This is a genomic window from Streptomyces canus (genome assembly GCF_030816965.1).
Classification (GTDB): domain Bacteria; phylum Actinomycetota; class Actinomycetes; order Streptomycetales; family Streptomycetaceae; genus Streptomyces; species Streptomyces canus_E.
Genome location: NZ_JAUSYQ010000002.1, coordinates 460,792 through 485,941 on the forward strand (window position 1 = coordinate 460,792; position 25,150 = coordinate 485,941).

Here is a 25,150-nt window from a genome sequence, read left to right on the forward strand (position 1 = left end):
CCCGCGAGCGCGGGTCAGGTGGCGAGGAGGCCACCGTCCATGTGCAGGTCGTGGGCGTTGACGCCGGTGTTGCGGAGCAGGAACTCGGTGGCGTCGGCGATCTCGGCCATGGTCACCAGCCGTCCGATCGGCGTCCGGGCCGAGTGCGGCGGGTCGGGAACGTCACGCCACTTCGGGCTGTCGCCGATCAGGCCGGGGTGCAGCGCGTTCACGCGGTGGGGGGCGATCTCCACGGCGAGGGTCCGCACCAGGCCGGTGATACCGGCGTTGAAGGTACTGACGATGGTGGAGCCGGGATACGGGCGTTCCTTGGCGAGCCCGCCGAAGAGAACGACGGAGGCGCCGGGGTTGAAGCGCTCGCGCAGCACACGGACGGTCTCGGCGTAGCCGACGAGCTTCATGGTCACCGCCGCCACGGCATCGGTGACGCTGAACTGCGCCAGGGAGTTCGCCGCCTGACCGACCGCGGTGATGACGACGTGGTCGACCTCGGTCACGTCGGCCAACGCGGAACCGATCGTCTCCGGTCGGCCGAGGTCGAGGGCCAGCCCTCGCGTGCCGGGGCCGATCCGGGCGGCGGTGGCCTCCGCCCGCGCCTTGTCTCTGCTGGTGACGAGGACGTCATCGCCGCGGTCGGCGAAGTGCTGGGCGATCACTGCGCCCAATCCGCCGCTGCCGCCTACGACGAGTGTGCTGGTCATACGGTGACCGTCCCTCAGCTGCCGATTGGGCGTGTACCCAACTCTTAATATCCACTTGGATATTAACCATAGCGGCGCCGGTCCTCGACACCCGGGCCGGAAGTACAGTGATCACATGGAAGAGGGCGCCGCGAAAGGCCGCGAAGAGCCGGGGGGTCCACCGCGCAGACGCCGGCGGGACCCCGAGGGACACCGGGCTGCCATCCTGGACGCGGCACGCCACGCCTTCGCCGAGCGCGGTTACGCCCGCACCACCCTCAGGGACATCGCCGGGCGGGCCGGTGTCACCCACGGTCTGATCACCCGTCACTTCTCGTCGAAGGAACGGCTCTTCCTGGCGGCGGTTCCGGGCAATCGTGATCTGGAGCAGGTGGCGGCCGGGGACCCGGCGACGTTGCCCGACCGGATCGCCGACGCCTTCGTACGGCGGATGGAGACCGACGCCGTGGGCGACCCGCTCGTCGCCCTCGTACGGGGTGCCGCGTCGGACGAACGCGCAGCCGCCGGCCTCCTGTCCGCGATGCAGCAGCGCAGTGCCGCCGTCTACCGGTCCGTGCTCTTCCCCGACGGGACGGCGACTCGGGACGACGACCTGGACGCCCGGGTGGCGCTCGTGGGGTCCCTGATGATCGGAGTCGCCTTCAGCCGGTACATCGCGCGCACCGAGCCGCTCGCCTCGATGCCGCCGGAACAACTCACCGCATATCTCACGCGGATGCTGCGGCACATCCTCTTCGACTGAGACTGCCGCACAGGGCTCGACGGCTCCCGCCGTGCGGGCCATGCCGGCATCGGGTTCTCGCCCGCGAGCCGGTCATCGTGATGCGCCCGCCGGAACCGGACGCCGCGTTCTTCGAAACCGATTCGCCCCTGACGCTCGTCCTCCCCACCGACCACATCACGCGGGGCCGATGCACGCGTCCCGCGCCCAGCAGTTCAGGGGGAAACCGCCATGCCGATCCGCGCCGCCAGGTCCACCCGTCCCGGTACGCGCACGGCCGCCGTCGTCACCACCGCCATGCTCGCCGCGGCCACGCTCTGGTCCACCGCCACTCCCGCCTCCGCGATCAAGGGCGGCGGTCCGGCCACCACGAAAGCCCGGCCGTACGCCATGTTGATCGAGTTCGACGGCAGGCAGTTCTGCGGTGGCACGCTCGTCGCGCCCACGAAGGTGCTCACGGCAGGACACTGCGTGGAGAGCGCCGGTGACGTGTCCACACTGCGGGTCATCGGCGGCCGCACCCAAGTGGACGGCACCGACGGCACGGTGCGGGAGGTCACCTCGGCCCGGATGGACTCGCGTTACGGCGGGCCCGGTTACGCCTATGACGCCGCGGTCCTCACTCTCGACCGGCCGATGCCGTACCGGACGATCCCGGTGGCCGGAGCCAGGGACGGCAAGCTGGTGGCCGAGGGCCGGAAGGCCACCACGCTCGGCTGGGGACGCACCGGGCCCGGTATCAGCGGAACCAGGCTCAAGCAGACCACGCTGGTCCTGTCCCCCGTCGCCGACTGTCAGCCGTACACCGACCCCGGGACCGACCCCGCCACGATGCTGTGCGGCATGCCCCGCCCCGGCTCCACCGACAGCATCTGCCCCGGAGACTCCGGCGGGCCGCTGATCAGCGGCGGCAAGGTGGTGGGAATCGTGTCGTCCGGCAACAAGTACTGCGACGAGCAGTTCCCGGTGTCCGTCATCGTCCGCGCGGACTCGGTCGCCACGGATCTGGGCATCCCCACCCGCTGACGCCCGAGCCGGCCTCGTGATCGACCGACGTCACACGGGCCCCGGCCGCTTCCACTCCTCGCCGAGGACATGGTGGTCGAGGAAGTTCAGGGCGGTCTCGTACACGAGGCGCAGGTGGTTCGGGGCTCCGATCCCGTGGCTCTCGTCCGGGAAGTACAGGAACTTGGCAGGAACACCCTGGCGTTGAAGGTCGTGGTGGAGGGCCAGGGACTGGCCCACCGGGACCCGGTAGTCCTTGCCGCCGTGCACGATCAGCATCGGTGTCGTCAGGTGCTCCGCGTCGAGGTGGGGCGAGTCGGCCTCGTAGCGTTCGCGCCGGGTGCGCGGGTCGCCGTAGATCTTGCGGAAGTACGTGTGCATGTCGGTGTCGCTCTGGAAGGCCTCCATGTTCCACATCCCGGCGTGTGTGACGACTGCTCTGAAGCGGTCGGTCAGGGTCGCGGCGCGGCCCGCGAGATAGCCACCGAAGGACCAGCCGGCAAGGGCCGTTCGGCCCACGTCCAGGTCGGCGCGGGTCAGCGCGGCGTCGGTGAGGGCGATGAGGTCGCGGTAGGGCCGGCCGCCGCACTGGCCGCGTCCGCGTGCCTGCATCTGCTGCCCGTATCCGGTGGACAGGGCCGGATCGGGCAGGAGTACGGCGTAGCCGCGGGCCACGAAGGGCCAGGGGTTCCACTGACAGGGCCAGCCGCTCCAGGACGACTGGGGTCCGCCGTGCGCCTCGACGAGGAGGGGTGACGGGCCGTCGGGCCCCGCGCCCTCGGGCAGGATCAGCCAGGCGCGGAGTGCGAAGCCGTCGTCCGCGGTCGTGTGCACCTCGGTCAACGTGCCGGGGAGGGGCCCGAGGTCACCCGGTGCCTTGAGAACGGCGGGCTCCTGGTCGGGCTCGGTGGCGTCCAGGCGGGCTACCTGGGGCGGACTGTCGAGCGCGCTGCGCAGGGCGTAGAGGATGGACCCGTCCGGCGTCACGCAGAGGGAGGAGTACGCGCCGGAGGCGGTGAGGCGGGTGACTGTGCCGTCCGGGTCACGGCGGAAGACCGGGCAGTGGCCCCGCTCATCGCCCGTGAACCACAGCGTGGCGTCCCCGGCGACCGGAGAGGGTATGGCCCGTCCCGGCCAGGGCCAGTTGTCGAAGTCCGGCAGGAGGTCCGTCTCTTCGCCTGATACGGGGTCGAGAGCGACGAGGGTGACCCGCCATTCCGTGTCGTACGTCTCCTCCCGCTGGCGTTGGCAGATCAGGCGCGTGCCGTCGGCGGTGAAGACCGGGCGGTGGTACTGGTGGCCCGGCAGGGAGAAGGCGCGACGCTCCATGCCGGTTGCCGCGTCGGCGATCACCACCGCGTTCGTGTCCGGGGCGGTGCTCGTCGGGGCCCGCGTGTAGGCGACCACCGACCCGTCCGGGGAGAGGGCCATGTCCCCTGCGCCGGCGAGGCCTTGGCCGCCCGCGTCGATCGGCGGGGCTTCGCCACGACGGACGAAGGTGTGCGGTTCGGCGGGGCCGAGGTCCACACCGTTGGCTCGGGTGGGGGTCGCCTCGTACAGGACCGCGGTGACGCGTGCCCGATGGCGCTCGCGGAGCAGGGCGGCGTGGGTGTCGGCATCCGCAGCACCTGGCAGAAGAGCGGCTGTCCAGGCGAGCGTGGACGCACGGGGGGCGGCGGTCAACGCGGTCATACCGCCCGGGTGGTGGGCGATCCGCTCGGCCTCACCGTGCTCGGACAGCGACCACAGCGCGGCGCCCGGCGGCTCGTGCGGGCCACGTTCGGAGAGGAACAACAGGCTGCCGTCGGGGGTGAAGGCGGGGGCGAAGTCGCCCGGGACGGATCCGGACACGAGACGGGCCTCGCGCTCGCCCGCCGGATCCACCTCCCACAGCTCGGACACGTACCGCGTGCCCTCGTCGTCCAGGGTCTGGACGGACGCCACCAGGCGGGTGCCGTCGGGAGCGAGGGCCAGGTCGGTCAGGCGCGGTTGTTCGACGAGGTGGTGGTGGAAGGGGCTCGGGGCGTTGACCATGGTGATCATCCTGCCCATGAAGGAGTGGGTTCCAGACTCGTCCCCTCGAACTTTCGCGATCAAGTCAACGTACTGGTACGGCCGTTGAGGCGCTTGTGGGTTCCTGCTGGATCACCCGACCCGGGCCCGTGCACGGCAACTTCCTGATGCACACCACCGCACCGTCAGATCGAAGCCTCGACGGTCGGCGAAGGCACTGCGCATGGACGGAGCACCATGAGCGAGTCCTCCAAGGTCGCCACCATGGCAAAAGGGAACCGGTCGAGCTCAAGACAGAGCGCGACGTCATCAGGATGGACTCCTTGACGCACGCCCTCCGCCAGCTCGGCGGCGGCGCGTGACTCGCCTGCCCGGCGGAGGAACTCGGCTGCGTCCGTGCCGGCCCCGGTGGCCCTCCAAGCGATGTACTGAGCACAGGCCAGATCCTCATCGGCCTGCCCGTCCTCGCCCGTCACCACGAACGTGACATCGGCGCACTTGCGGGTCCGCAGGAGTCGAGCCGTCGCCCCCGCCACGACGAAGCTCGCGCACAGCACGAGCGACGCCTCCTTGACCGCGAGGGCGCCGACCGTCCCGGCCGTGGTCTTCTGCACGACGGTCCGTCCGCCGAGGTCGAGGGATCGCAGCAGGCCCGGCGAGTTGACGGTGTCGAAGCCGGGAGCGGGCGGACCGTCCTTGAGCGCCACCCAGTCCGGGTGGCGGTCCTTGAGCGCCAGGGCCTCGTCCAGCGACTCGGCAAGAACGATCTTTTCCGCCCCCTGGGCGAAGGCCCAGGCAGCCACCGTGAAAGCACGCATGACGTCGACCACGACCGCCACCGACGGGGTGTCGACCAGGTGAGCGATGCCAAGGAAACGAGCGTCCATCCGGCCATGATCGCGCATGCCGAGTCGAAGTCCCCGGAAAGCAGTACGCCCGCGCTGAACTCAACGGCATGATCAGCGCCCGGCGTCCGATGCCTCAGGCGGCGAACCCGGTCGCGGTCGTGAACTCGCCCTCGTCCTCGCCCCATTGGCTGCCGAGATCCACCACCACGCGGTGAGGAGCCCTCGGCGTGCGTGCGGTGGCGCGGGCGATTTCGGTGCGGGGGGGCGCAGCCAGGACCGGAGTCCGCGCCGGGTGGTGATGAGCGTGGCGAGCGCGTCGAGTTGCCGAAGCCGGGTTCGGGGTGTCGGCGGGCTGCACCCGGTGTCCGACGGTACGACCTTCACGCCCCGCCCCGCGCTTGCGGACATGAGGGACGCCCCACAGCGGCGGCGGTCGCGTGCGAAGTCGCCCGAGCCGTCGTCGGGGAACATCAGGTCCCACTTGACGTGTGCGGGGCAGACCTCGGCGATCCCAGGGACCGGCGGCCTCCAGGCGACGATGGCCGTGCGCGGGCGGCCAGAGGCCACGTCAAGAACGTACAAGACTGGCGGAGCCTGAGCGCGGCAGGCTCGTGACGCCGGCTGGATGGCCTGAGAGGCCGCTCCTCGTTGCCCGGCCCTTGAGGAGGGATTCCCGATGTCCAACTCCGCTGTTCCTGTCAATCTCGCCGACAAGCTGGCGCAGTTCAGCGAGCTGTGGTCGCAGAAGAAAGTGGCTGTGCTCAACGACTACGAGGTCAAGCTGGCGAAACTGAAGGGAGAGTTCGTCTGGCACACCCACGAGGACACCGATGAACTGTTCCTGGTCATCAGCGGGCGGCTCACCATCCAGCTCAGGGATGGCGACGTGGTGGTGGAACCTGGCGAGTTGTTCGTGGTTCCCCGCGGAGTCGAACACTGCCCCCTGGCAGAGGAGGAGACCGCGATCCTGTTGTTCGAACCGGCGGGAACGATCAATACCGGTGACGCAGGGGGGCCGATGACCAAGGCGGCCGAGATCCTCAGCTGACATGCGGGGCGTGGGCGGTGGGAGTTGTCCCGGAACGGACGTCACCGCCCATCCACCCCCGCTCCCACCACCGACCCGGCGCGCCCCTCCTCGATGGGACGCAGCGGGACCTCCTGCTTCCCCTTGGCGAGCAACGCGTCGACCGCGCCGAAGCCGGTCATCGGGCTCCCCCGTCCCGAGCAGCGCCCGCAGGGCGCACGCCACGGCCGGCGACGCGGCGGCGCTGCGCCGACAGTGTCTCCGTGGCCCGGGTGGGCCCGGCCAGGAGGTCCAGCGGGTCGATGCCGTAGTGCGCGGCCACCGCGTCGCAGTCGGCCAGGCTCCAGGCGGCGGTTCCGGACTGACGGCGGCTCACCTGCGCCTGGCTCACGCCCAGAGCGGCGGCCAGTTCCGTCTGCGACTCGCCGGTCGCGTACAGGAGAGCGGCCACCGCCGATCGCACCCGCTCGTCCAGCGTCATCCGCATGGCGCGGAACCTACCACTCCAGCCGCACCAGGTATGCGTGAAGCGCATAGAGAGTGAATCTCTCTCCCGGAAATCTGTGTACGTACACAATCCATCACCTCGACTGCCACCTCTCTAACCTCGTAGAAATGCCGCCGACACATGTATTTACAGTGCCAGAAGCACCTTCTACTGTGAACGTTCACGGAAATCATCCACATGGTCATGTCAGACAAGGAGGTCGGGATGACCGTCAAAGGTCCGCGCCGCCTCGTGAGGGCCGCCATGCTCCTGGCGGCCCTCGCCCTGCCCGCATCCCTGCTCACCACGCCCAGCGCCTCTGCCGCCGGTTCGCTCACCATGCTCGGTGCCGATGTGTCGACCGCCCAGCGCGCCCTCGACCTCGGTGCCAAGTACTACGACGCGAGCGGCACCGCCAAGGACCCGCTGGACATCCTCAAGGGCCTCGGCGTCAACTACGTCCGTCTGCGGGTCTGGAACAACCCCGCGAGCGGCTACAACAACAAGGCCAAGGTGCTGTCGTACGCGAAGCAGGTGAAGGCCAAGGGGCTCAAGCTGCTGGTCGACTTCCACTACTCGGACACCTGGGCGGACCCGGGCAACCAGAACAAGCCCGCGGCCTGGGCCGGCCACACCATCAGCCAGCTGCAGACCGACGTCTACAACTACACGTACGACGTCTGCAACAGCCTCAAGTCGCAGGGCACCACCCCGGACAGCGTGCAGATCGGCAACGAGATCAACGTCGGCATGCTGTGGAACGAGGGCAAGGTCGTCAACAACGACTTCACCAACCTCAGTCTGCTGCTCAAGTCGGGCTACAACGCGACCAAGGCGTGCAACAGCGGCACCCAGGTGATCATCCACACCGCTGACGCCGACAGTGACGCGAACGCCCGCTGGTTCTACGACGGCATCAAGGCCAAGGGCGTCAACTGGGACATCACCGGGCTGTCCTACTACTGCCCGTGGCACGGCACGATCGCCAACATGGGCAGTGTCGTGGCCGACATGAAGTCCCGCTACGGCAAGAACGTCATCATCGCCGAGACGGCGTACCCGTTCACCTCGGCCAACGCGGACAGCACCGCCAACTCCATAACGACCGGCTGCTCGGGCTATCCGCTCAGCTGGCAGGGACAGGCGGACAACTTCACCGCCGTGCAGAACGCCGCCCGCAGCAACGGCGCGATCGGCGTCTTCTACTGGGAGCCCACCTGGTACGCGGTGACCGGCAACGGGTGGGACCCGGCCGACATCAACAACAGCGGCAACGGCTGGGACAACATGGCCGTCTTCAACTGGACCGGCAATGTGAACCCGAACATCAAGTGGACCCCGTAAGGGGCGACTTGGACCAGGAACGGCACCGCCGCCGGGCGGTGCCGTTCGTCGTTCCTGCGGCTTCGCGGAGCGCCGGGGCGATAATCACCCCCCGCCATGAGGGCAGCGCAGCGGGTCACATTACGCTGGCGTAGCGCCTGACCGAGGGAAGGAAGCCATGGGGGTCCAACTGAACAGCGGATCGGCAGCCGGTCACGGGTCGCTGGAGTCGATGAGTCTCGAACCGCTCATGACCCGCGACTACGAACGGGATCCGGCGATCGTGTACGAGCGTCTGCGCCGGGCGCACGGCCCGGTCGCGCCGGTCGACCTGCTGGGGGTGCCCGTCTGGCTCGTGCTGGGCTACGAGGAGGCGTTCCAGGTTCTCCGTGACGACCACGCCTGGCCGAAGGGGCTGGAGAACTGGCGGGCGCGGCGGGAAGGGCGGCTGCCCGAGGACTGGCCGCTCGCGCCGTCGCTGGACGTCAACCACGTGCTGATCCAGGGCGGTGAGGGCTACCGGGGCCTTCGTGTCGCCTGGGACACCGCGCTCCGGCCGTTCCAGGATCCCCGGCATCCGGTGGCCAAGCGGCTCAAGGCGAAGATCACCCGTGACGCCGACGAGCTGATCACGCTGTTCTCGCAGGGCGGGCGCACCGGGTGGGCCGATCTGTCGGCGCAGTTCGCGCGGCCGTTGCCGTTGATGGTGGCGAGTCACCTGCTCGGCTTCCCCGGCTCGCAGCACGACGACGCGTTGATGGACATGTGGCGGGTGCTGGACGCGGGGCCGGACGCGGGACCCGCGCTGGAGCGGCTGCTGGCGACCCTGTCGGAGCTGGGCGCGTGGAAGATGAAGGAACCCGGCGACGACTTCCCCTCCTACCTGCTCGCCTCCCATCCCGGGCTGAGTGTCGAGGAGTTGTCGCGTGAGCTGATGATGCTGCTCGGGATGACCTCGGACCATGTCGGCATCCTGATATCCAACACGGTCGTCGAGGTCATCACCGGGAACCTCCCCGCGAGCGCCAGTCTGTCGGCGGGGCTGATCAGGGAGACCATGAACCGGGTGGTGATGCAGAAGCCCCCGCTGATCAACTTCGTGCCCCGGTTCCCGCTGACCGACATGCGGCTCGGCGACTACACCATCGCGGCGGGCGATCCGGTGTGGGTGTCGGTCGGCGCCGCGCACGCGGACCCGGCCTTCGCGGGCAAGGTCTGCCCCGAGTCGACCATCAGTACGCGGGCCCATCTGTCCTGGGGCGCGGGCCCGCGGCAGTGTCCGGCCCGGGAACTGGCCGGTGGCACGGCGGCGATCGGGGTGAGCAGGCTCTTCGAGCGGCTGTCCGGGATGGAGTTGTCACTGCCCGTCGACCAACTGCCCTGGCGCTCATCGCCGTTCATGCGGGGTCTGAGGTCGCTTCCGGTGCGTTACACCCTCTCGGACGCGGCGGCCCTGCCGGTGCCCCCTCCCCCGGTCCTCCCCGCGCCGGTCGGCTCGGCTCCGGCCGACGAGTCCGCCGTGCGGCCGCGTTCGTCGCTGTGGCGCTACCTGGCGGGGCTGGTGCGCGGGCGCTGACGACCCCTGGAACACCGGAACGGGCCACGAACTCCGACGAGTTCGTGGCCCGCTCTTCGCGGTAGGGCCCGGTCAGCCGGCCGGAGGTGTGCGGATCGCGGCGATGTCGAACTGAAGGCGTACCTTCTCGCTGACCATGGCGCCGCCCTCGGCGAGCCTGGTGCTGTAGGTCAGGCCCCATTCGGAGCGGTTGATGGTGGTGGTGCCGTCGAAGCCGGCCCGTTGGTAGCCGAACGGGTCGGTGACATGGCCTATGTAGGTGAGTTCGAGGACCACGGGTCGGGTGATCGCCTTGATGGTGAGGTCGCCGCTCATCCGGTACACGTCGGGGCCGACGGCTTCCACGCCGGTGCTGACGAACCGCATGCGCGGATAGGTCGCGGCGTCCAGGAAGTCGCGGCCCACGAGGTGGCCGTCGCGCTGTTCCACGCCGGTGTCGACGCTCCCGGTGGAGATGACGATCTCCGCCTTCGAGCGGGACGGATCGCGGCCGTTGAAGTAGAGGCGGCTCTGGTACTCCAGGAACGCCCCGCGCACGGTCGTCACCATGGCGTGGCGTACCGAGAAGCCGATCCTGCTGTGTGCGGGGTCGATGGCCCACTCCCCGGTCAGGGCCGCCAGTCCAGGATCAGGAAGGACGGCTGTGGCAGTGGCCGACGACCCGGTGGGGGGCTGGGTGACGGCGGCGGGTTCCGTGCGGTCCGCGCGACGGAACGGGGTGCCACGGTTGAACAAGTTCATACATCACCTAATTACTGCACGGGCGTTGTTGCCGCAAGCCATGATCTGCCGTCGACGAAATATCCACGCCTTCATCACACGATTCCCGGAAGGCGGGGGGAAATCGGCTAGTCGACCCCGACGAGGGTGCGCACTTCGAAGTCCTCGTAGGTCTCCTTCGTTTCCGGAGGGCTGAGCATCGAGCCCAGCCAGCCGAGGAGAAAACCGGCCGGGATGGAGACGATTCCGGGATTCTGCAAGGGAAACCAGGCGAAATCGGCGTCCGGGTAGAGCGAGGCTGGGGCGGAGGAGACGACCGGCGAGAAGACCACGAGGAGGACCGAGGTGAGCAGACCCCCGCAGAGGCTGAGGAGGGCGCCCTGAGCGGTGAACCGCCGCCAGAAGAGGCTGTAGACGAGGGTCGGAAGGATGGCGGAGGCGGCGATCGCGAAAGCGAGGAAGGCGAGGGTCGCGGAGTTGGCGCCCCAGGAGATCAGCGCGAGCGACATGCCGAGGATGCCGATGACGGCCGCCGCGAGCCGGGCCACGGCAAGCTCCTCCGTCTCCGTCGCCCTTCCCTTGCGGATCACCTCGCCATAGAGGTCGTGGGCGAGCGAGGAAGCGGCGGCCAGGGTGAGGCCAGCGGCGACCGCGAGGAGGGTGACGAAGGCGAGACAGGACAGCAAAGCGGTCAGGACGGCGCCGCCCAGTTCGTGCGCCAGCAGCAGCACGGCCGCGTTCCCCGTGCGGTCGTTCTCCGCGATGGTGTCGCGGCCCAGGACCGCGGTGGCTCCGAGGCCGAGGATGCCGGCCGCCAGGCAGACGAGGCTGACCAGGCCCATGGCCCACACCACCGAGGTGCGCAGGACATCGACCGACTTCGGGGCGAGCAGACGCATCATCACGTGCGGGAGAGCGGCGAGGCCGAGCACGATGGCCAACTGCAGGCTGAAGAAGTCGAGTTTGCTGGTGGAGCTGGCGCCGTAACGCAGTCCGGGCTCCAGGAACCGCGCGCCCTGCCCGCTGTTGTCCGCGGCGGCGGCGAGCAGGTTCTCGACGTTCCAGTCGAAGCGCTGGAGCACCATCACGCCGGCCACGGTGACGCCACAGATGAGCATGACCGCCTTGACGACCTGGATGAAGGTGGCGCCGGGCATGCCTCCGATGGCGGCGTAGACGATGACGACGGTGCCGATGACGATGACGCACAGGGTGCGGGTGGCGGCGCTGGGTTCGCCGGTGAACTGGGTCAACAGTGCGACACTGCCGACGAGTTGGGCGACCAGGTAGAGGGTGGTGACGGCCAGCGTGCACAGGGCCAGGGCGAGGCGGACCGGCCGCCGCATACGCGTCAGCCGTACGGCCAGGGTGTCGCCGAGGGTGAACTTGCCGGTGTTGCGCAGGGGTTCGGCGATCAGCAGCAGCACCATCATCCAGGCGACCGCGGTGCCGCACAGGTAGAGCAGTCCGTCGTAGCCGGTCAGGGCGACCAGGCCGGTGCTGCCCAGGAGGGTCGCGGCGGACAGGTAGTCGCCGCACATCGCCAGTCCGTTGCGCAGCGGGGACATGGCGCGGTTGCCGAGGTAGAACTCGCCGATCTCGTCGCGTTGGGGTGCGGTGAGCAACGCGGTGAACAGGGTCACCACGACCACGGACAGGAAGAGCACGAGCGTCAGCTGCAGGCTGAGGCGGTCCACGACGGCGGCGCCGAGCGTCACCATGAGCGGTACTCCTCACCGCGGGGGGCCGTGCGTGCCTCGAAGGCGGCGCGTTCGCGTTCCGCGGTCTCGTGGTGGCGGACCAGCCCGCGCAGACCGCGGACCACCGGAGTGACCCGGGTGCGCATGTGCACGAGGTAGCGCCACACGATCACGCCCATCAGCACGAACTGCCCGAGCCCCAGCGCCAGTCCGACCGTGAGATGACCGCTCAGGGCGGTGTTCATCAGGCCGGGCACGAAGCTGGACAGCAGGACGTACAGCAGGAAGCCGCCGACGGCGACGGCCGTGGCCCGGACACCGAAGCGGCGGTGACTGCGGCGCAGCGACTGATACGCGGGCTCGCGGGACACCGATTGCCGGTCCGCCGGTTCGGGACCTGTTTCGTAGGGCGGCGGCGGCCCGCCGAGCCCCGTGGAGTGCCGTGACACATGCACCTTCTTTACTGCCGCGCCGGTCGTCGCAACAAAGGCACGCCGGAGTCAAGCTCGTGCGGACTGTGGGGGGTTTGTGAATCCGGAATTCACACGATTCGAATTCGCGCTTGACGACAAGCCTGGTGGGGCGATCGGCCGGGGAGTCGGGGGTGGCGACGAGGCCAGGACCGGGATTGTTGCAGCGCCCCCGTTGAACTATCAACCGGCCGGTCGAACCGAATCGGTGAACTGACTCATTCACGCGCTTCGATACTCCTGCGCGCCATCCCACAGCCTGCGAAAAGGCCGACCTCCGGAATAGGTCTGCACCTTCCCTGCGCCCAGGTTGTCTCAAATGCAGTGCACAGGGGGCCTCCGCGTCGGGCACAGTCCCTTGTCACTCACGGACTAAGGCCGGCCCCTCGGGACTCACCTCGCGCAAACAGAACGGCGTTGGGCTCGGCCCGCCGCGGGGGCGCTGCCATATTCGAAGGCCACTTCGGAGGTGGCTGTGACACTAGAGGTGACGACGACACGTCTGCCGGACCGCACCGCCGACCGCGTCCTCGCGCTCGAGGCCCGCCGGGCGCAGGCCGTGGCGGGGAACGGGCCGAGAAGACGCGGCAAGTTCGGCGCCCGGGAGCGGATCGATCTGCTGCTGGACCCCGGCTCGTTCACCGAGACCGGTCTGTTCGTACGGTCCCGGCCGACCGGGGACGGTGCCCGCCGTCCTTACGGGGACGGGGTGATCACCGGGTGCGGCACGATCGACGGCCGTCCCGTCTGCGTGTTCGCCCAGGACTCCACGGTCTTCGGCGGCAGCATGGGCGAGGCATTCGGCGAGAAGACCGTGGCCCTCATGGATCTCGCCCTCAGGACGGGATGCCCGGTCATCGGGCTGAACGACGGCGGCGGCGCCCGCATCCAGGAGGGCGTCGTCTCGCTCGCCCTCTACGCCGAGCTGGTGCGCCGCAACGTGCAGGCGTCCGGGGTGATCCCGCAGATCTCCGTCGTCCTGGGCCCGTGTGCCGGCGGGGCCGCCTACTCGCCCGCCATCACCGACTTCACCGTGATGGTGGACGGCGCCTCGCACATGTTCGTCACCGGTCCCGACGTCATCGAGGCGGTCACCGGGGAGCGCACCAGCGCCGAGGAGCTGGGCGGCGCCCGCACCAGCAACTCCCTCAACGGCAACGCCCACTTCCTCGCCGCCGACGAGGCGGAGGCCCTGGACACCGTACGGGAGCTGCTGTCGTACCTGCCCGCCAACAACCTGGAGCGGCCACCGCAGTACGCTCCCGTGGCACCGCCCGCCGACGTGCCGCTCGACGAGATCGTGCCGGACCGGCTCGGGCAGGCGTACGACATGCGGGACATCCTGCGGGCGGTCGTCGACGACGGTGAACTCCTGGAGGTCCAGGAGCTGTTCGCGCCGAACATCATCTGCGCGCTGGCGCTCGTCGAGGGGGCGCCCGTCGGCGTCGTCGCCAACCAGCCGTCGCACGCGGCCGGCGTGCTGGACATCGACGCCTCCGAGAAGGCGGCGCGTTTCGTACGGTTCTGTGACGCGTTCGGCATTCCGCTGCTGACCTTCGCCGATGTGCCGGGATACCTCTCCGGGGTCCGGCAGGAGCAGGCCGGGATCATCCGGCGCGGCGCCAAGCTGCTGTACGCCTACGCCGAGGCGACCGTGCCGAAGGTGACGGTGGTGGTGCGCAAGGCGTACGGCGGCGGCTACGCGGTGATGGGCTCCAAGCACCTGGGCGCCGACATCAACCTCGCCTGGCCCACCGCACGGATCGCCGTGATGGGCGCCGAGGGCGCGGTGGGCGTCCTGCACCGGCGGGAACTCGCCGCCGCCGAGGATCCCGAGGCGCTGCGGGCCCAGCTCGTGGACGCGTACGAGAGCACGCACGGCACGCCCTATCTCGCCGCCGAGCGCGGGTACGTCGACGCCGTGATCGCCCCGCGCGACACCCGTGACCACATCTGCCGTGCCCTGCGCGCGCTGCGCGGGAAGCGCTCCCCCATGCCGGAGCGCCGGCACGGCAACATCCCGCTCTGACCTGCCTCGCGAGGAGACCTGCCCGATGGACAACCGCCGTCCCCCGCTCGCCCCCGCGTTCCGGAGCCTGCCGGAGTACGTACAGCACTGGGCCCGAGCCACCCCCGACCGACGGGCGTTCACCTTCGTCGACCATCCCGCCCCGGATTCGCGTGGCGTCCACCGCACGCTGACCTGGCGCCGGCTCGACGTGCGCGTGCGGGCGGTGGCCGCCCGGCTCGCCGAGGAGGCCGAGCCCGGGTCGCGGGTCGCCCTGCTGTGCCCCCAGGGGCTGGAGTACGTCACCGGCTTCCTGGCGACGCTCGCCGCCGGCCTCATCGCCGTACCGCTGTATCCGCCCGGTCTGCCGGGCCAAGGGGACCGGCTGACGGCGGTCCTGGCCGACGCACGTCCTTCGGTCGTCGTGACGACGAGCCGGCACTTGGCTGAGGTACAGGAGTTGTGCGACCGGGTCGTCGCCGTGGACCAGGTCCCGGACGCCGCCGCGACAGACCTGAAACCGGCCGACGCGGAGGTCGCCTACCTCCAGTACACCTCCGGTTCGACCCGTACCCCGGCCGGGGTGGAGATCAGTCACGCCAATGTCGTCGCCAACGCCCGTCAGGCGCTGAGCGCCTACGGCGCCGAGGCCCATCCGGTGACGTGCGTGGGCTGGCTGCCGCTGTACCACGACATGGGGCTCGTCCTGAGCATCGCCGCCCCGGTCGTGCGGGGGCTGCTGTCGGTGCTCATGGATCCGGTCGCCTTCCTGCACGAACCCGCGCGCTGGCTGCGGCTGTTGGCCTCACATCCGCGCGCGCTGAGCGCGGCGCCCAACTTCGCCTACGACTACTGCGCCTCGGCGGTGACCGACGCGCAGAAGGCGGAACTGCGGCTGGACGGGGTCGCCGCGCTGATCAACGGCAGTGAGCCGGTCCGCCCCGGCACGGCCGACAGGTTCCAGGCGGCCTTCGCCGGTCAGGGGCTCGTCGCGGAGACGCACTGTCCCTCGTACGGGCTCGCCGAGGCGACCGTCTTCGTCAGCGCCGCCGGGCCCGGGGAACCGTTGCGGCGCTTCGCCCTCGACCGCGACGCGCTCGCCGAGGGGAAGGCGCTGCCCGCGCGCCCCGACGACCCCCGGGCCGTGCTGCTGGCGGGCTGCGGCACTCCGGCGGGGCAGCAGGTCCGTATCGTCGACCCCGTCTCCGGCGCCCCTCTGTCCGAGGGTGAGGTCGGTGAGATCCAGGTGCGGGGTCCCAACGTGGGCCGCGGTTACTGGAACCAGGAAGAGCAGACCCGGCGCGTCTTCACAGCCGACGGCCGGCTGCGCACCGGTGACCTGGGAACGGTCCTGGAGGGGCAGTTGATCGTCACCGGTCGGCTGAAGGACCTGATCGTCGTCGACGGACGCAATCACTATCCGCAGGACCTGGAGGCCACCGTCCAGGACACCCATCCGGCGGTCCGGCGCGACCGGCTCGCCGCGTTCGGGGTCACGGGCGGCTCCGGCGAGCGGGTGGTCGTGGTGGCCGAGCACACGCGGACCACGAGCCTCGCCGAGATCGACGTACCGGCTCTGGTACGGGCCGTGCGTGCGGCCGTCTCCGGACGGCACGGGGTGCGCCTCGCCGACGTCCTGCTCGTCCCGCCGGGCACGGTGCCGCGGACGTCGAGCGGCAAGGTGTCGCGGGCGCTGACACGTGAGCGGTATCTGGCGGGTGCCTATGCGCCGGACGGCGCCGAGTGAGGGCCGTGGACGCCGGTGCGGTACGCCGCCTGGTCGCGGAGCGGGTCGCCGCGTGGTCCGGTACGGCCGTCGCGGAGGTGGCGATGGACCGGCCGCTGGCGGATCTCGGCATGTCCTCGCGGGACGCGGTCGTGCTGGCCGGGGAACTCTCCCGGCTGACGGGACGGGAGCTGCCGGCGACGTTGCTGTGGGAGGCGCCCACCGGGGAGGCTCTGGTGGCGCACCTGTGCCGTACGCCGTCGCAGACCACGCCGCCGGCGCCCGCCGCGCCGGCGCCGCCCACCTCGGAGCCCATCGCCGTCATAGGGCTCGGCTGCCGCCTCCCCGGCGGCGTGCACGGCCCGGCCGACTACTGGCGGCTGCTGACCGACGGCGTCGACGCGATCAGACGCGTCCCGGAGGACCGTTGGCGCGACTTCACCCCCTTCCCGCCCGAGGACGCGCTCCCCTACGGCGGCTATCTCGACGACATCGCCGGGTTCGACGCGGACTTCTTCCGGATCACCCCGCGCGAGGCCGCCGTGATGGACCCGCAGCAGCGGATCCTCCTGGAGGTCGTCCACGAGGCCCTCGCCCATGCCGCCGTCCCGGCCGCGTCCCTCGCGGGCACGGCCACCGGTGTCTTCGTCGGGGTCTCCGCCCCGGAGTACGGCTCGCTGACCGGCGCCGACCCCGCGGCCGTCGATCCCTGGGCGCCGGCGGGCGGTGCGCTGAGCGTGACCGCGGGCCGGCTGGCGTATGTGCTGGACACGCGTGGGCCGAGCATGGCCGTGGACACCGCCTGCTCCTCCTCGCTCGTCGCGGTGCACCACGCCTGCGTGAGCCTGCGCACGGGCGAGAGCGACACGGCGATCGCCGCGGGCGTCAACCTGCTGCTCTCCCCCACCGTCACCGTGGCGTTCCGGCGGGCGGGCGCCCTCGCGCCGGACGGCCGGTGCAAGCCGTTCTCGCCGGGCGCCGACGGCATCGGCCGCGGTGAGGGCTGCGCGGCCGTGCTCCTGAAGCGGCTGTCCGACGCCGAGCGGGACGGCGACCGAGTGCTCGCCGTCATCCGCGCCACGGCCGTCAACTCCGACGGCCGCTCCAACGGTCTCCTCGCCCCCAACCCGGCCGCCCAGCAGGCCCTGCTGACCACCGCGTACGCCCGGGCCGGGCTCACCCCCGCCCACATCGACTACGTCGAGGCGCACGGCACCGGCACCCCGCTCGGCGACCCGATCGAGGCGGGCGCGCTCGGCGCCGTGCTCGGTGCGGGCCGCGACCCCGACCAGCCGCTGCTCCTCGGCTCGGTGAAGTCGAACCTGGGGCACCTGGAGTCCGCCGCGGGCATCGCCGGGCTGGTGAAGACCGTGCTCGCCCTGCACCACGACGTCATCCCGCCCTCCCTGCACTGCTCCGAGGGCAGCGCCCTGGACGACGTCCGGCTGCGGGTGGTGTCCGAGGACGAGCCGTGGCCGCGCTACGGCGGCACCGCCACGGCCGGGGTCTCCGGGTTCGGGTTCGGCGGCACCAACGCCCATGCGGTGCTGGAGGAATGGCGACCCGGCGTGCTGCCCGCGCGACCGAGTGAGGAGCCCGGGGCCCGGCTCCATCTCCTGTCCGACGTGGACGAGGAGCGGCTGCGGGACACCGCGTCCCGGCTCGCCGACTGGCTCCGGACGGCGGCCGCGCATCCTGCCGACGTGGCGCGCACGCTGGCCGGACGGACCGGCCGCGGAGGGGTGCGGGCGGCGGTGGTCGCCCGGGACCGCGACGAACTCGCCGACGGGCTGGACGCGTTGGCGCAGGGCCGCCCGCACGGGCAGGTCGTGACCGGTGAACGTGACCTCGTGGGACCGGGTCCGGTGTGGGTCTTCTCCGGGTACGGCAGCCAATGGGCAGGGATGGGACGCCGGTTGCTGACCGAGGAGCCCGCCTTCGCCGCCGCCGTGGAGAAGCTCGACGCGGAGTGCGGGCTGTCCCTGTACGACCGTCTCGCGTCCGGCAGCGAACTCGACAGGCTGGAGGTGGCCCAGCCCGTTCTGTTCGGACTCCAGGTGGCGCTGGCCGAGTTGTGGCGCTCCTACGGCGTCGAGCCCGCCGCCGTCATCGGCCACTCCCTGGGCGAGGTGGCCGCCGCGGTGTGCGCGGGGGCGCTGGACGTGTCGGAGGGCGCCCGGATCGTCGCCGTACGGGCCGGGCTGCTCAGCAGGCTCCAGGGCGGGGCCATGGCGGTGGTCGATCTGGACGACAGTGAACTCGACGCCCTGGCCCGGGACTTCCCCGGTGTGCATGTCGCCGTTCACTCCTCGCCCGGGCAGAAGGTCGTCACCGGTGAGGAACCGGCGGTGGCGCGGCTCGTGCGGTGGCTGGAGCGGCAAGGGCGGGCGGCCCGGTCCATGCGGGTCGTCGGTGCCGGGCACTCGCCCCATGTCGAGCCGCTGCTCGCGGAGTTGACCGAGTCCTTGGCCGACGTCGGAGGCAGAGCGCCCCTCGTGCCGGTCTACTCCACCGTCCTGGACGACCCGCGCGGCGACTGTGTCTTCGACGCCGCCCACTGGGCCGCGAACCTGCGGCGGCCGGTACGGCTGGACCGGGCCGTCGCCGCGGCCGCCGCCGACGGCCACACCGCCTTCGTCGAGATCTCGCCCCACCCGGTCCTGGCCCGGGCCGTCACCGACAACGTGCCCGGTGCCCTCACGATCGGCACGCTCCGGCGGGAGGCCGACGGATGCGCCGACTTCCTCACGCAGGTGGCGACCCTGTACTGCGCGGGCGGACGGCTGCCGCTGCCGCCGGGGCGGGTCGTCGACCTGCCCCAGCCGCGCTGGAAGCACGTGCGGCACTGGTGGACGGACGGGCAGGGAGCGGCACCCACGAAGGTGCGGACGGAGGTACCGCCGGAGGTACCCGCGAACACTGAGGACACCTCTCTCGCCGCCCGTCTGTGCCATCACATCGCCACGGTCACCGGCCACCCCGCCGGCCGGGTCACCCCCGCCACCGCGCTGGCCGACCTCGGACTCGACTCGCTGATGGCGGTCCGAATCCGCACCGCCCTGGAGCGCGAGTTCGCCGTCGAGCTGCCGCTGCGCGACCTGCTCGGCGCCACCACGGTCCAGGAGGTGGCCGACCGGGTCCGGACCGGACCGGTACGCCCGCTGCGCGTCACCGGCAGCGGCCCCCCGCTCTTCCTCGTGCACGCCGCCGGTGGAACGACCGACGTCTACCGGGCACTGGCCGAACGCCTCGGCGACGAGCGGCCCGTGTACGGTCTCGAACGCCTCGACGACGCCCCCACGGTGACCGAGAAGGCGCGCCGCTACGCCGAGGCCATCACAGCCGTACACCCCGACGGGCCGTTTCTGCTGGGCGGTTGGTCCTTCGGCGGCTTCGTCGCCCAGGAGACCGCGCGGCAACTGACCGCGGCGGGGCGGGACGTGGAGCTCGTGGTCCTCATCGACTCCGTACGCCCCCTCCCCCAGCCGGACCGGACACCGGCCGAGCGGCTGCGCGCCCACTTCGAGGGGTTCGCCCGACACGTCCGCGACGCCTACGGGGTCCGGCTCGAGCTGCCGTACGACGACCTCGTCGCGATGGACGACGACGGAGAACGCATCGACACCGTGCTGGAGATCCTGCGCGCGTCCGCCGATGTGCCGCCCGCCGCTCTGGAGCACCAGCGCTCCTCCTACCTGGACCTGAGGATCGGCGAGGCCCACCGGCCGGGCCGTCACGACGGGCGGGTGGTCCTGTACCGGGCCACGGAGCCCGCTCCGCACACCGTGCGTGACCCCGCCTACGAACGCGACGACCAGGCGCTGGGCTGGGACGAGGTGTGCCCGCGCCTGACCGTCGTACCGGTCGCGGGACACCACCTGTCGCTGCTCGACCCGCCGCATGTCGACGAGATCGCCGCCCGTCTGGGGCGTGAGCTCGCCGAAGGGACCCGCTGAACGTGATCCGAGGAGAGCCGCCATGCACCGTCGCACCACCGGAGTGTCCCGACGTACCGTCACCAAGGCCGCGGCCGGTGCCGGTCTGGCCGTCCTGTTCGGCGCCCGGACCGCCGCCGCGCTGGGGTCACGCACCGTCGACGTGTCCGTGTCCTCCGCCGCACTGGGCCGCAGTGCGCCGGTGCGCCTGATCCTGCCGTCGGGCTTCGGCTCGCAGCCCACACGCACCTACCCCGTGCTGTACCTGCTGCACGGCGCCCACGACGACTACACGTCCTGGACGCGGGAGACGGACATCGAGGCCTTCACCGAGGGCCGGGACCTGATCGTGGCGATGCCCGACGCGGGGCCCACCGGGATTCCCACCGCCTGGCGCGGCGGGCCCGACTACGAGACCTTCCAGCTGAAGGAGGTTCCGGCGCTGCTCGCCCGCGACTACCGGGCCTCCGGAGTACGGGTCGTCGCAGGGGTGTCCACCGGCGGCTACGGCGCCATGGCGCACGCGGCACGGCACCCGGGCATGTTCACCGCGGCGGCCTCCTACAGCGGGATCCTCGACACCATGGCGCCCGGTGTCCCCACCCTGATGGACGCCATCGTGGCCCGCGAGAACCTGGTGCCCACGTCGCTGTGGGGCAGTCCGTTCCTGAACCTGCTCACCTGGCTCGACTTCAACCCGCGGAACCGGGCCGCGGGACTGCGCGGCACCGCCCTGTACGTCTCCAGCGGCAGCGGGCTGGCGGGAGGCACGGGTGACTGGCTGCCCGAGGCCCTGGAGAGCGCCCTGTGGCCCTCCGCCCACAGCTTCACCGACATGCTCGCGCTGCAGCGCATCCCGGTCACCACACACTTCTACGCAGGAGGAGGGCACAGCTGGGCCTACTGGAAGCAGGAGTTCACCGCGTCGTGGCCGTTGCTCGCCCGAGGCCTGGGGGTGCCGCAGTGATGTCGGTACCGTCGGAACACGGAACGCAACGCAGGGGTCGTCCGTCCAACACAGGACTTGCCCCTCGCCCCACGGGCAACAGCCCGCGGGTGAGCCGCTTCCGGGTGAAAGGAGGGCCCCCCTTGGCCACCGCCGCCCCGCACGGCGTCCCGGAGGGCCGCGGCGCCGCCGCGGTCCCGCCCGACCTGGCCGAACTGCTGCGCGCCCAGCTGGAGGAGGTCGCCGACGAGGTCGAGGAGGAGGTCCGCCGGCAGGTGCCCGAGTACGCGCGTCCGGCCGACGGAACCTACCGCGAACACCTCAGAGCCGGTGTGGTGCAGGCGCTCACCCTGTTCGTCGACCACATCGCCGACCCGCGCGGCCGCGGGGAGGCGATCGCGGCGACGTACTACGAACTCGGGCGCGGTGAGGCCCTGGAGGGGCGCAGTCTGGACGCCTTGCAGTCCGCGCTGCGGGTCGGCGGGCTGCACGCCTGGCGCCTGATGGGCCGTACGGCCGAGCAACTCGGCCTCGACTCCGCGGTGGTCACGGCGCTGGGCGAGCTCGCCTTCCGCACCGTGCACGAGGTCGCGGAGGCGGCTGCGGCCGGGTACTCCGAGGCACGCGCGCACAACACGGACGAGCTGGAGCGGCGCCGCAGACGCCTGCTGGACCTGCTGCTCGGCGAGGGGCCGGTCGCGCCGGCGGCGGTGCAGGACATGGCGCACGGTGCCCGGTGGTCGGTGCCCAGGCAGGTCGCGGTCGTCGCGCTCGCGGCCACGCCGGACCAGCGGGAGGAGGAGTGGCCGCTGGCCGCCGCGGGAGCGCTGGTGGACATGGAGTCGCGGCCGCCGCGGATGCTGATCCCCGACCCGGACGGCTCCGGGCGCTTCGGGGGCCGGGCGTTCAGCCTCGCGCTGCGCGGGCGGCCGGCCGCGATCGGGCCGACGGTGCCGCTCGCCGAGGCCGCCCGGTCGCTGCGCTGGGCCACCCGCGCGCTGGGGTTGATGGGGCGCGGGATCCTTCCCCGGCAGGGGGTGGTGCGCTGCGCGGACCACTTGTCGACCCTGCTGCTGCACAGCGACGAGCCGATGCTCGACCAGCTGCGGGGGCGGGCCCTCGCACCGCTCGAGACGGTGTCGGAGGGGCAGCGCGAGCGGCTCGCCGAGACGCTGCTGGCGTGGCTGCTCAGCGGCAGCAATGTGCCCGACGTCGCCGCCCGTCTCCACGTCCATCCGCAGACGGTGCGTTATCGGCTGCGTCAGCTGGAGAAAGTCTTCGGTGATGCGCTGCACGATCCCGGCGCCCGTCTGGATCTCATTCTGGCACTCACCACGGCACAAAAGAGCGAGGAATTTCTGAATTCCCGTCCATAACACCGGGCACGGTCCAGCGAATAAGTTTCGGGACGTCCTTTCCGCAGGCGTTTCACACGCCCCACCCTCAAAGGATCCCCATGCGTATTCGCTTGTACCTCGCCGCGCTGTCGCTGGTCGGCGGCGCCGGTGTGGCCACCGTCTCGGCACCACCGGCATCCGCCGCGGCCTGCTCGGACATCGACGTCGTCGCCGCTCGCGGCACCTTCGAGCCCGGCACGCTCGGCCTGATCGTCGGCGACCCGGTGTACTCCGCCCTCCAGAGGAAACTCACGGGCCGGAGTGTGACCAGCTACAAGGTGAACTACCCCGCGGACCTTTCCCTCACCTCGGCCGCGCAGGGCAACGCGGATCTGGTGAACCACGTGAAAAGCCAGGCGGCCGCCTGTCCGAATCAGCGTTTCATTCTGGTCGGCTATTCGCAGGGCGCGAACGTCGTCGACAACTCCATCGGCATCAGCAGCGCCGGTGCCGTGGTCGGCAGTCCCATCGTGGCCACCATTCCCGCCGCGCTGGAGTCACGGGTGGCCGCGGTGCTGCTGTTCGGCAACCCGATCCGGGCGATCGGCAAGAGCGTCACCGGCACGTACCAGAGTCGCACCATCGACTTCTGCGCCAAGGGTGACCCCGTCTGCGAAGCGGGCGGCAACGACACGCTGGCGCACCTCGGCTACACGGCGAACGCCGACGCGGCGGCGACCTTCGCCGCGGGCAAGGTCTGAGCGACGGCATGAAGAAGGGCCCGGGAGGAGTTCCTCCCGGGCCCTTCGCATGCCGTCGGGCTATCGGGGTGTGCGGGCGAATTCCGTGAGGGCGGTGGACACCGGCTCGGGCCGGCCGTTGTTCTGTACCGGCGCCGCGGTCAGCACATCGAGGTGCTGGTAGCCGTCCGCGACCACGGGGTGCAGGTCGGCGGGGACCCGGCCGGCGAGCAGTCCGTCGCCCGCGAGGACCGTGAGCGTCGGGTTGGCGGTGAGCCCGTCGGGGTGCACGACGAGCCGCTTCACCTGCGGGGAGGTGGCCAGTTCGATGTCGGTGACGAGTTTGGTCGGGAAGTACTGCTCGGTGAAGTCCAGCGGCTGCGCGGCCATGCTGCGCGCCAGCTCCTGGATGTCGGTGACCTCCTTGCCCGCCGCGGTGAACGGCGTCCCGTCCGACGACCGGTGACCGGGGTCGTCCGGGTCGCCGACACGGTCGTAGTTGCGCCAGGTGTAGAGCGGACCGTGCGGCTCGGCGGGAATGGCCTTGTACTCGGTGCCGAAGAGGCCAGGCTGCGACGAACTCCCGTTGGCCGCGGGGAAGTTCTTGTCGGTGATGGGCCCGCCGTCGAAGAAGCCCACGCTGCTCTGGAGGAACGCGAGCGGGACGGACTGGTCGTCCATCAGCGAACCGAGGATCGCCTCGTTGGTGAGCCGGAAGTCCTTCACCGCGGGTGAGCCGGTGAGGAAGGTGGCGGTGTCCTTGGAGAACAGGAAGCGGTTGGTGGCCTCGATGTTGGTGTTGGCGGGCAGGTAACTCGGCAGGTCGGCCTCGCCGCCCGGATCCTGCAGGGCACCCACGCCCGCGATGGCGAGCAGGGTCATGGTCTCGGGGTTGAGCAGGACGGGCGCGGACAGCGAGCGCGGGAGCAGTCCGCTGTCGAGTCCGGCCTGGACGACGCCGTAACCGAGGCCGACGTCCGGCAGGTTGGTGTCGTCCGGGATGCTGCCGCTCAGGTCGGCGAGCGAGGTGGAGACGGTGGTGTCGAGGGCGAAGTAGCCGGCGCACTGGTTGTGTCCGGCGTCGGCGGTGGTGGCGGGGTTGCCGTCGAAGTCGGCGGCGGCGAAGTACCCGGTGATGACACCGCCGAGCGAGTGGCCGCCGCACAGCACCTTGTCCTTGCGGACCCCCTGGTCGGGCAACTCGGCGGCCAGCAGGTCGTATTCGTCGCGTACGGTCTGCTCGATGCCGAGCTTCGCCATCCATCCGAGCTTGTCGTTGCCGACGAACCCGGCGAAGGTGCGGCCCTGGACCTGTTTGCCGCGGTAGTAGTAGTCGACGGCGGTGTGCTGGTTTCCGGAGGCGATTCCGGTGCGGTCCTCGAGGCAGTTGGAGCGCCGGTCCAGGGCCCAGAACTCGATGTGCCGGCCCTGCTCGGCGGCGCGGGTCACGGTGTTGCGGGCGACGCTGTCGAAGGCTCCGGCGCCCTCCAGGATGCCCGGTTGGGCGACGAGGACCCGGTCGGCGTCGGCTGATGACGCAGGCCCCGACGAGGACCGGTAGCGCAGATACGACAGCCAGTCGCACGCCGCCGGACGGGCCCCGAAGGACGCCGGCAGGGGAGCCTTCACGCGTACGACGGTCTCGGTCACACCCCCGCTCGTCCCGACGGGTGTCTCGGTTCTCGCGCTGTCCGCGGACGCCGACGGGGTGAACGCCCCGGTGGTCAGCAGCACCGCCAGCGCCGCGGCACCCAGCGTCCTCGGGGTTCTTCCTCTGCTGCGACTCGTTTCCATGCTGGGACCGTAGAACTGCGCGGGCACGGCTCTCGGCGGTTGCTCACAAGAACGCAGGTCTCGGTGGACGCTT

Annotated in this window: 19 protein-coding genes; 11 read left to right on the forward strand and 8 right to left on the reverse strand. The window is 71.0% G+C overall.

Features of this window, described 5'->3' with window-relative positions; all coding sequences use genetic code 11:
• Positions 1–14: 14 nt before the first annotated feature.
• Positions 15–701: an SDR family oxidoreductase gene (locus QF027_RS03035; protein ID WP_307072436.1), complete on the reverse strand. Its 687-nt coding sequence runs from the start codon at positions 699–701 to the stop codon at positions 15–17.
• Positions 702–816: 115 nt separating this feature from the next.
• On the opposite strand from QF027_RS03035, the gene QF027_RS03040 reads away from it, so the two are divergent.
• Together QF027_RS03040 and QF027_RS03045 are read left to right on the forward strand one after the other, a co-directional pair.
• Positions 817–1,443, forward strand: coding sequence for a TetR/AcrR family transcriptional regulator (locus QF027_RS03040; protein ID WP_307072438.1), 627 nt, complete (start codon positions 817–819; stop codon positions 1,441–1,443).
• A 210-nt stretch (positions 1,444–1,653) separates the two neighbouring features.
• Positions 1,654–2,448: a S1 family peptidase gene (locus tag QF027_RS03045; RefSeq protein WP_307072440.1), complete on the forward strand. Its 795-nt coding sequence runs from the start codon at positions 1,654–1,656 to the stop codon at positions 2,446–2,448.
• 30 nt (positions 2,449–2,478) lie between these two features.
• Here QF027_RS03045 and QF027_RS03050 read toward each other — a convergent pair whose 3' ends face one another.
• Together QF027_RS03050 and QF027_RS03055 are read right to left on the reverse strand one after the other, a co-directional pair.
• Positions 2,479–4,479 (reverse strand): S9 family peptidase, encoded by a 2,001-nt coding sequence (locus QF027_RS03050; RefSeq protein WP_307072442.1) that lies wholly within the window; start codon positions 4,477–4,479, stop codon positions 2,479–2,481.
• Between the two features lie 146 nt (positions 4,480–4,625).
• Positions 4,626–5,327, reverse strand: coding sequence for a 2-phosphosulfolactate phosphatase (locus QF027_RS03055; protein WP_307072444.1), 702 nt, complete (start codon positions 5,325–5,327; stop codon positions 4,626–4,628).
• Positions 5,328–5,964: 637 nt separating this feature from the next.
• Between QF027_RS03055 and QF027_RS03060 the strand changes: the two genes are divergently transcribed.
• Complete coding sequence (locus tag QF027_RS03060; protein WP_307072446.1) at positions 5,965–6,336, forward strand: cupin domain-containing protein; 372 nt, start codon at positions 5,965–5,967, stop codon at positions 6,334–6,336.
• A gap of 157 nt (positions 6,337–6,493) precedes the next feature.
• Here the strand turns inward: QF027_RS03060 and QF027_RS03065 are convergent, their stop codons facing one another.
• On the reverse strand, positions 6,494–6,802 hold the full coding sequence (locus QF027_RS03065; protein WP_306986248.1) for a helix-turn-helix domain-containing protein: 309 nt from the start codon (positions 6,800–6,802) through the stop codon (positions 6,494–6,496).
• A 225-nt stretch (positions 6,803–7,027) separates the two neighbouring features.
• On the opposite strand from QF027_RS03065, the gene QF027_RS03070 reads away from it, so the two are divergent.
• Positions 7,028–8,146 carry a glycoside hydrolase family 53 protein gene (locus QF027_RS03070; protein WP_306986247.1) on the forward strand — a complete coding sequence of 373 codons (1,119 nt, stop codon included), beginning with the start codon at positions 7,028–7,030 and terminating at the stop codon, positions 8,144–8,146.
• Positions 8,147–8,303: 157 nt separating this feature from the next.
• Positions 8,304–9,701, forward strand: coding sequence for a cytochrome (locus QF027_RS03075; RefSeq protein ID WP_306986246.1), 1,398 nt, complete (start codon positions 8,304–8,306; stop codon positions 9,699–9,701).
• A gap of 72 nt (positions 9,702–9,773) precedes the next feature.
• Here QF027_RS03075 and QF027_RS03080 read toward each other — a convergent pair whose 3' ends face one another.
• The 3 genes from QF027_RS03080 to QF027_RS03090 form a co-directional block, all read right to left on the reverse strand.
• Positions 9,774–10,442 carry a YceI family protein gene (locus QF027_RS03080; RefSeq protein ID WP_306986245.1) on the reverse strand — a complete coding sequence of 223 codons (669 nt, stop codon included), beginning with the start codon at positions 10,440–10,442 and terminating at the stop codon, positions 9,774–9,776.
• A gap of 107 nt (positions 10,443–10,549) precedes the next feature.
• A complete protein-coding gene (locus QF027_RS03085; protein ID WP_306986244.1) occupies positions 10,550–12,142 on the reverse strand; it encodes a solute symporter family protein in 1,593 nt (530 codons plus the stop codon).
• Positions 12,136–12,570: a DUF485 domain-containing protein gene (locus tag QF027_RS03090; RefSeq protein ID WP_306986243.1), complete on the reverse strand. Its 435-nt coding sequence runs from the start codon at positions 12,568–12,570 to the stop codon at positions 12,136–12,138. The genes QF027_RS03085 and QF027_RS03090 overlap by 7 nt, the downstream gene beginning before the upstream one ends.
• A 508-nt stretch (positions 12,571–13,078) precedes the next feature.
• On the opposite strand from QF027_RS03090, the gene QF027_RS03095 reads away from it, so the two are divergent.
• The 6 genes from QF027_RS03095 (at position 13,079) to QF027_RS03120 (ending at position 23,304) form a co-directional block, all read left to right on the forward strand.
• A complete protein-coding gene (locus QF027_RS03095) occupies positions 13,079–14,620 on the forward strand; it encodes an acyl-CoA carboxylase subunit beta (RefSeq protein ID WP_307072448.1) in 1,542 nt (513 codons plus the stop codon).
• Between the two features lie 25 nt (positions 14,621–14,645).
• Positions 14,646–16,346, forward strand: a complete 1,701-nt coding sequence (locus QF027_RS03100; RefSeq protein ID WP_307072450.1) for a fatty acyl-AMP ligase — start codon at positions 14,646–14,648, stop codon at positions 16,344–16,346.
• Complete coding sequence (locus QF027_RS03105) at positions 16,343–20,281, forward strand: beta-ketoacyl synthase N-terminal-like domain-containing protein (RefSeq protein ID WP_373432398.1); 3,939 nt, start codon at positions 16,343–16,345, stop codon at positions 20,279–20,281. The genes QF027_RS03100 and QF027_RS03105 overlap by 4 nt, the downstream gene beginning before the upstream one ends.
• A gap of 22 nt (positions 20,282–20,303) precedes the next feature.
• Positions 20,304–21,227, forward strand: a complete 924-nt coding sequence (locus tag QF027_RS03110) for an alpha/beta hydrolase (RefSeq protein WP_306986239.1) — start codon at positions 20,304–20,306, stop codon at positions 21,225–21,227.
• A gap of 122 nt (positions 21,228–21,349) precedes the next feature.
• Positions 21,350–22,582 (forward strand): PucR family transcriptional regulator, encoded by a 1,233-nt coding sequence (locus QF027_RS03115; protein ID WP_306986238.1) that lies wholly within the window; start codon positions 21,350–21,352, stop codon positions 22,580–22,582.
• Between the two features lie 80 nt (positions 22,583–22,662).
• Positions 22,663–23,304, forward strand: a complete 642-nt coding sequence (locus QF027_RS03120; RefSeq protein WP_306986237.1) for a cutinase family protein — start codon at positions 22,663–22,665, stop codon at positions 23,302–23,304.
• 60 nt (positions 23,305–23,364) lie between these two features.
• Here QF027_RS03120 and QF027_RS03125 read toward each other — a convergent pair whose 3' ends face one another.
• Positions 23,365–25,077, reverse strand: coding sequence for a hypothetical protein (locus QF027_RS03125; protein ID WP_307072455.1), 1,713 nt, complete (start codon positions 25,075–25,077; stop codon positions 23,365–23,367).
• Positions 25,078–25,150: the final 73 nt, after the last annotated feature.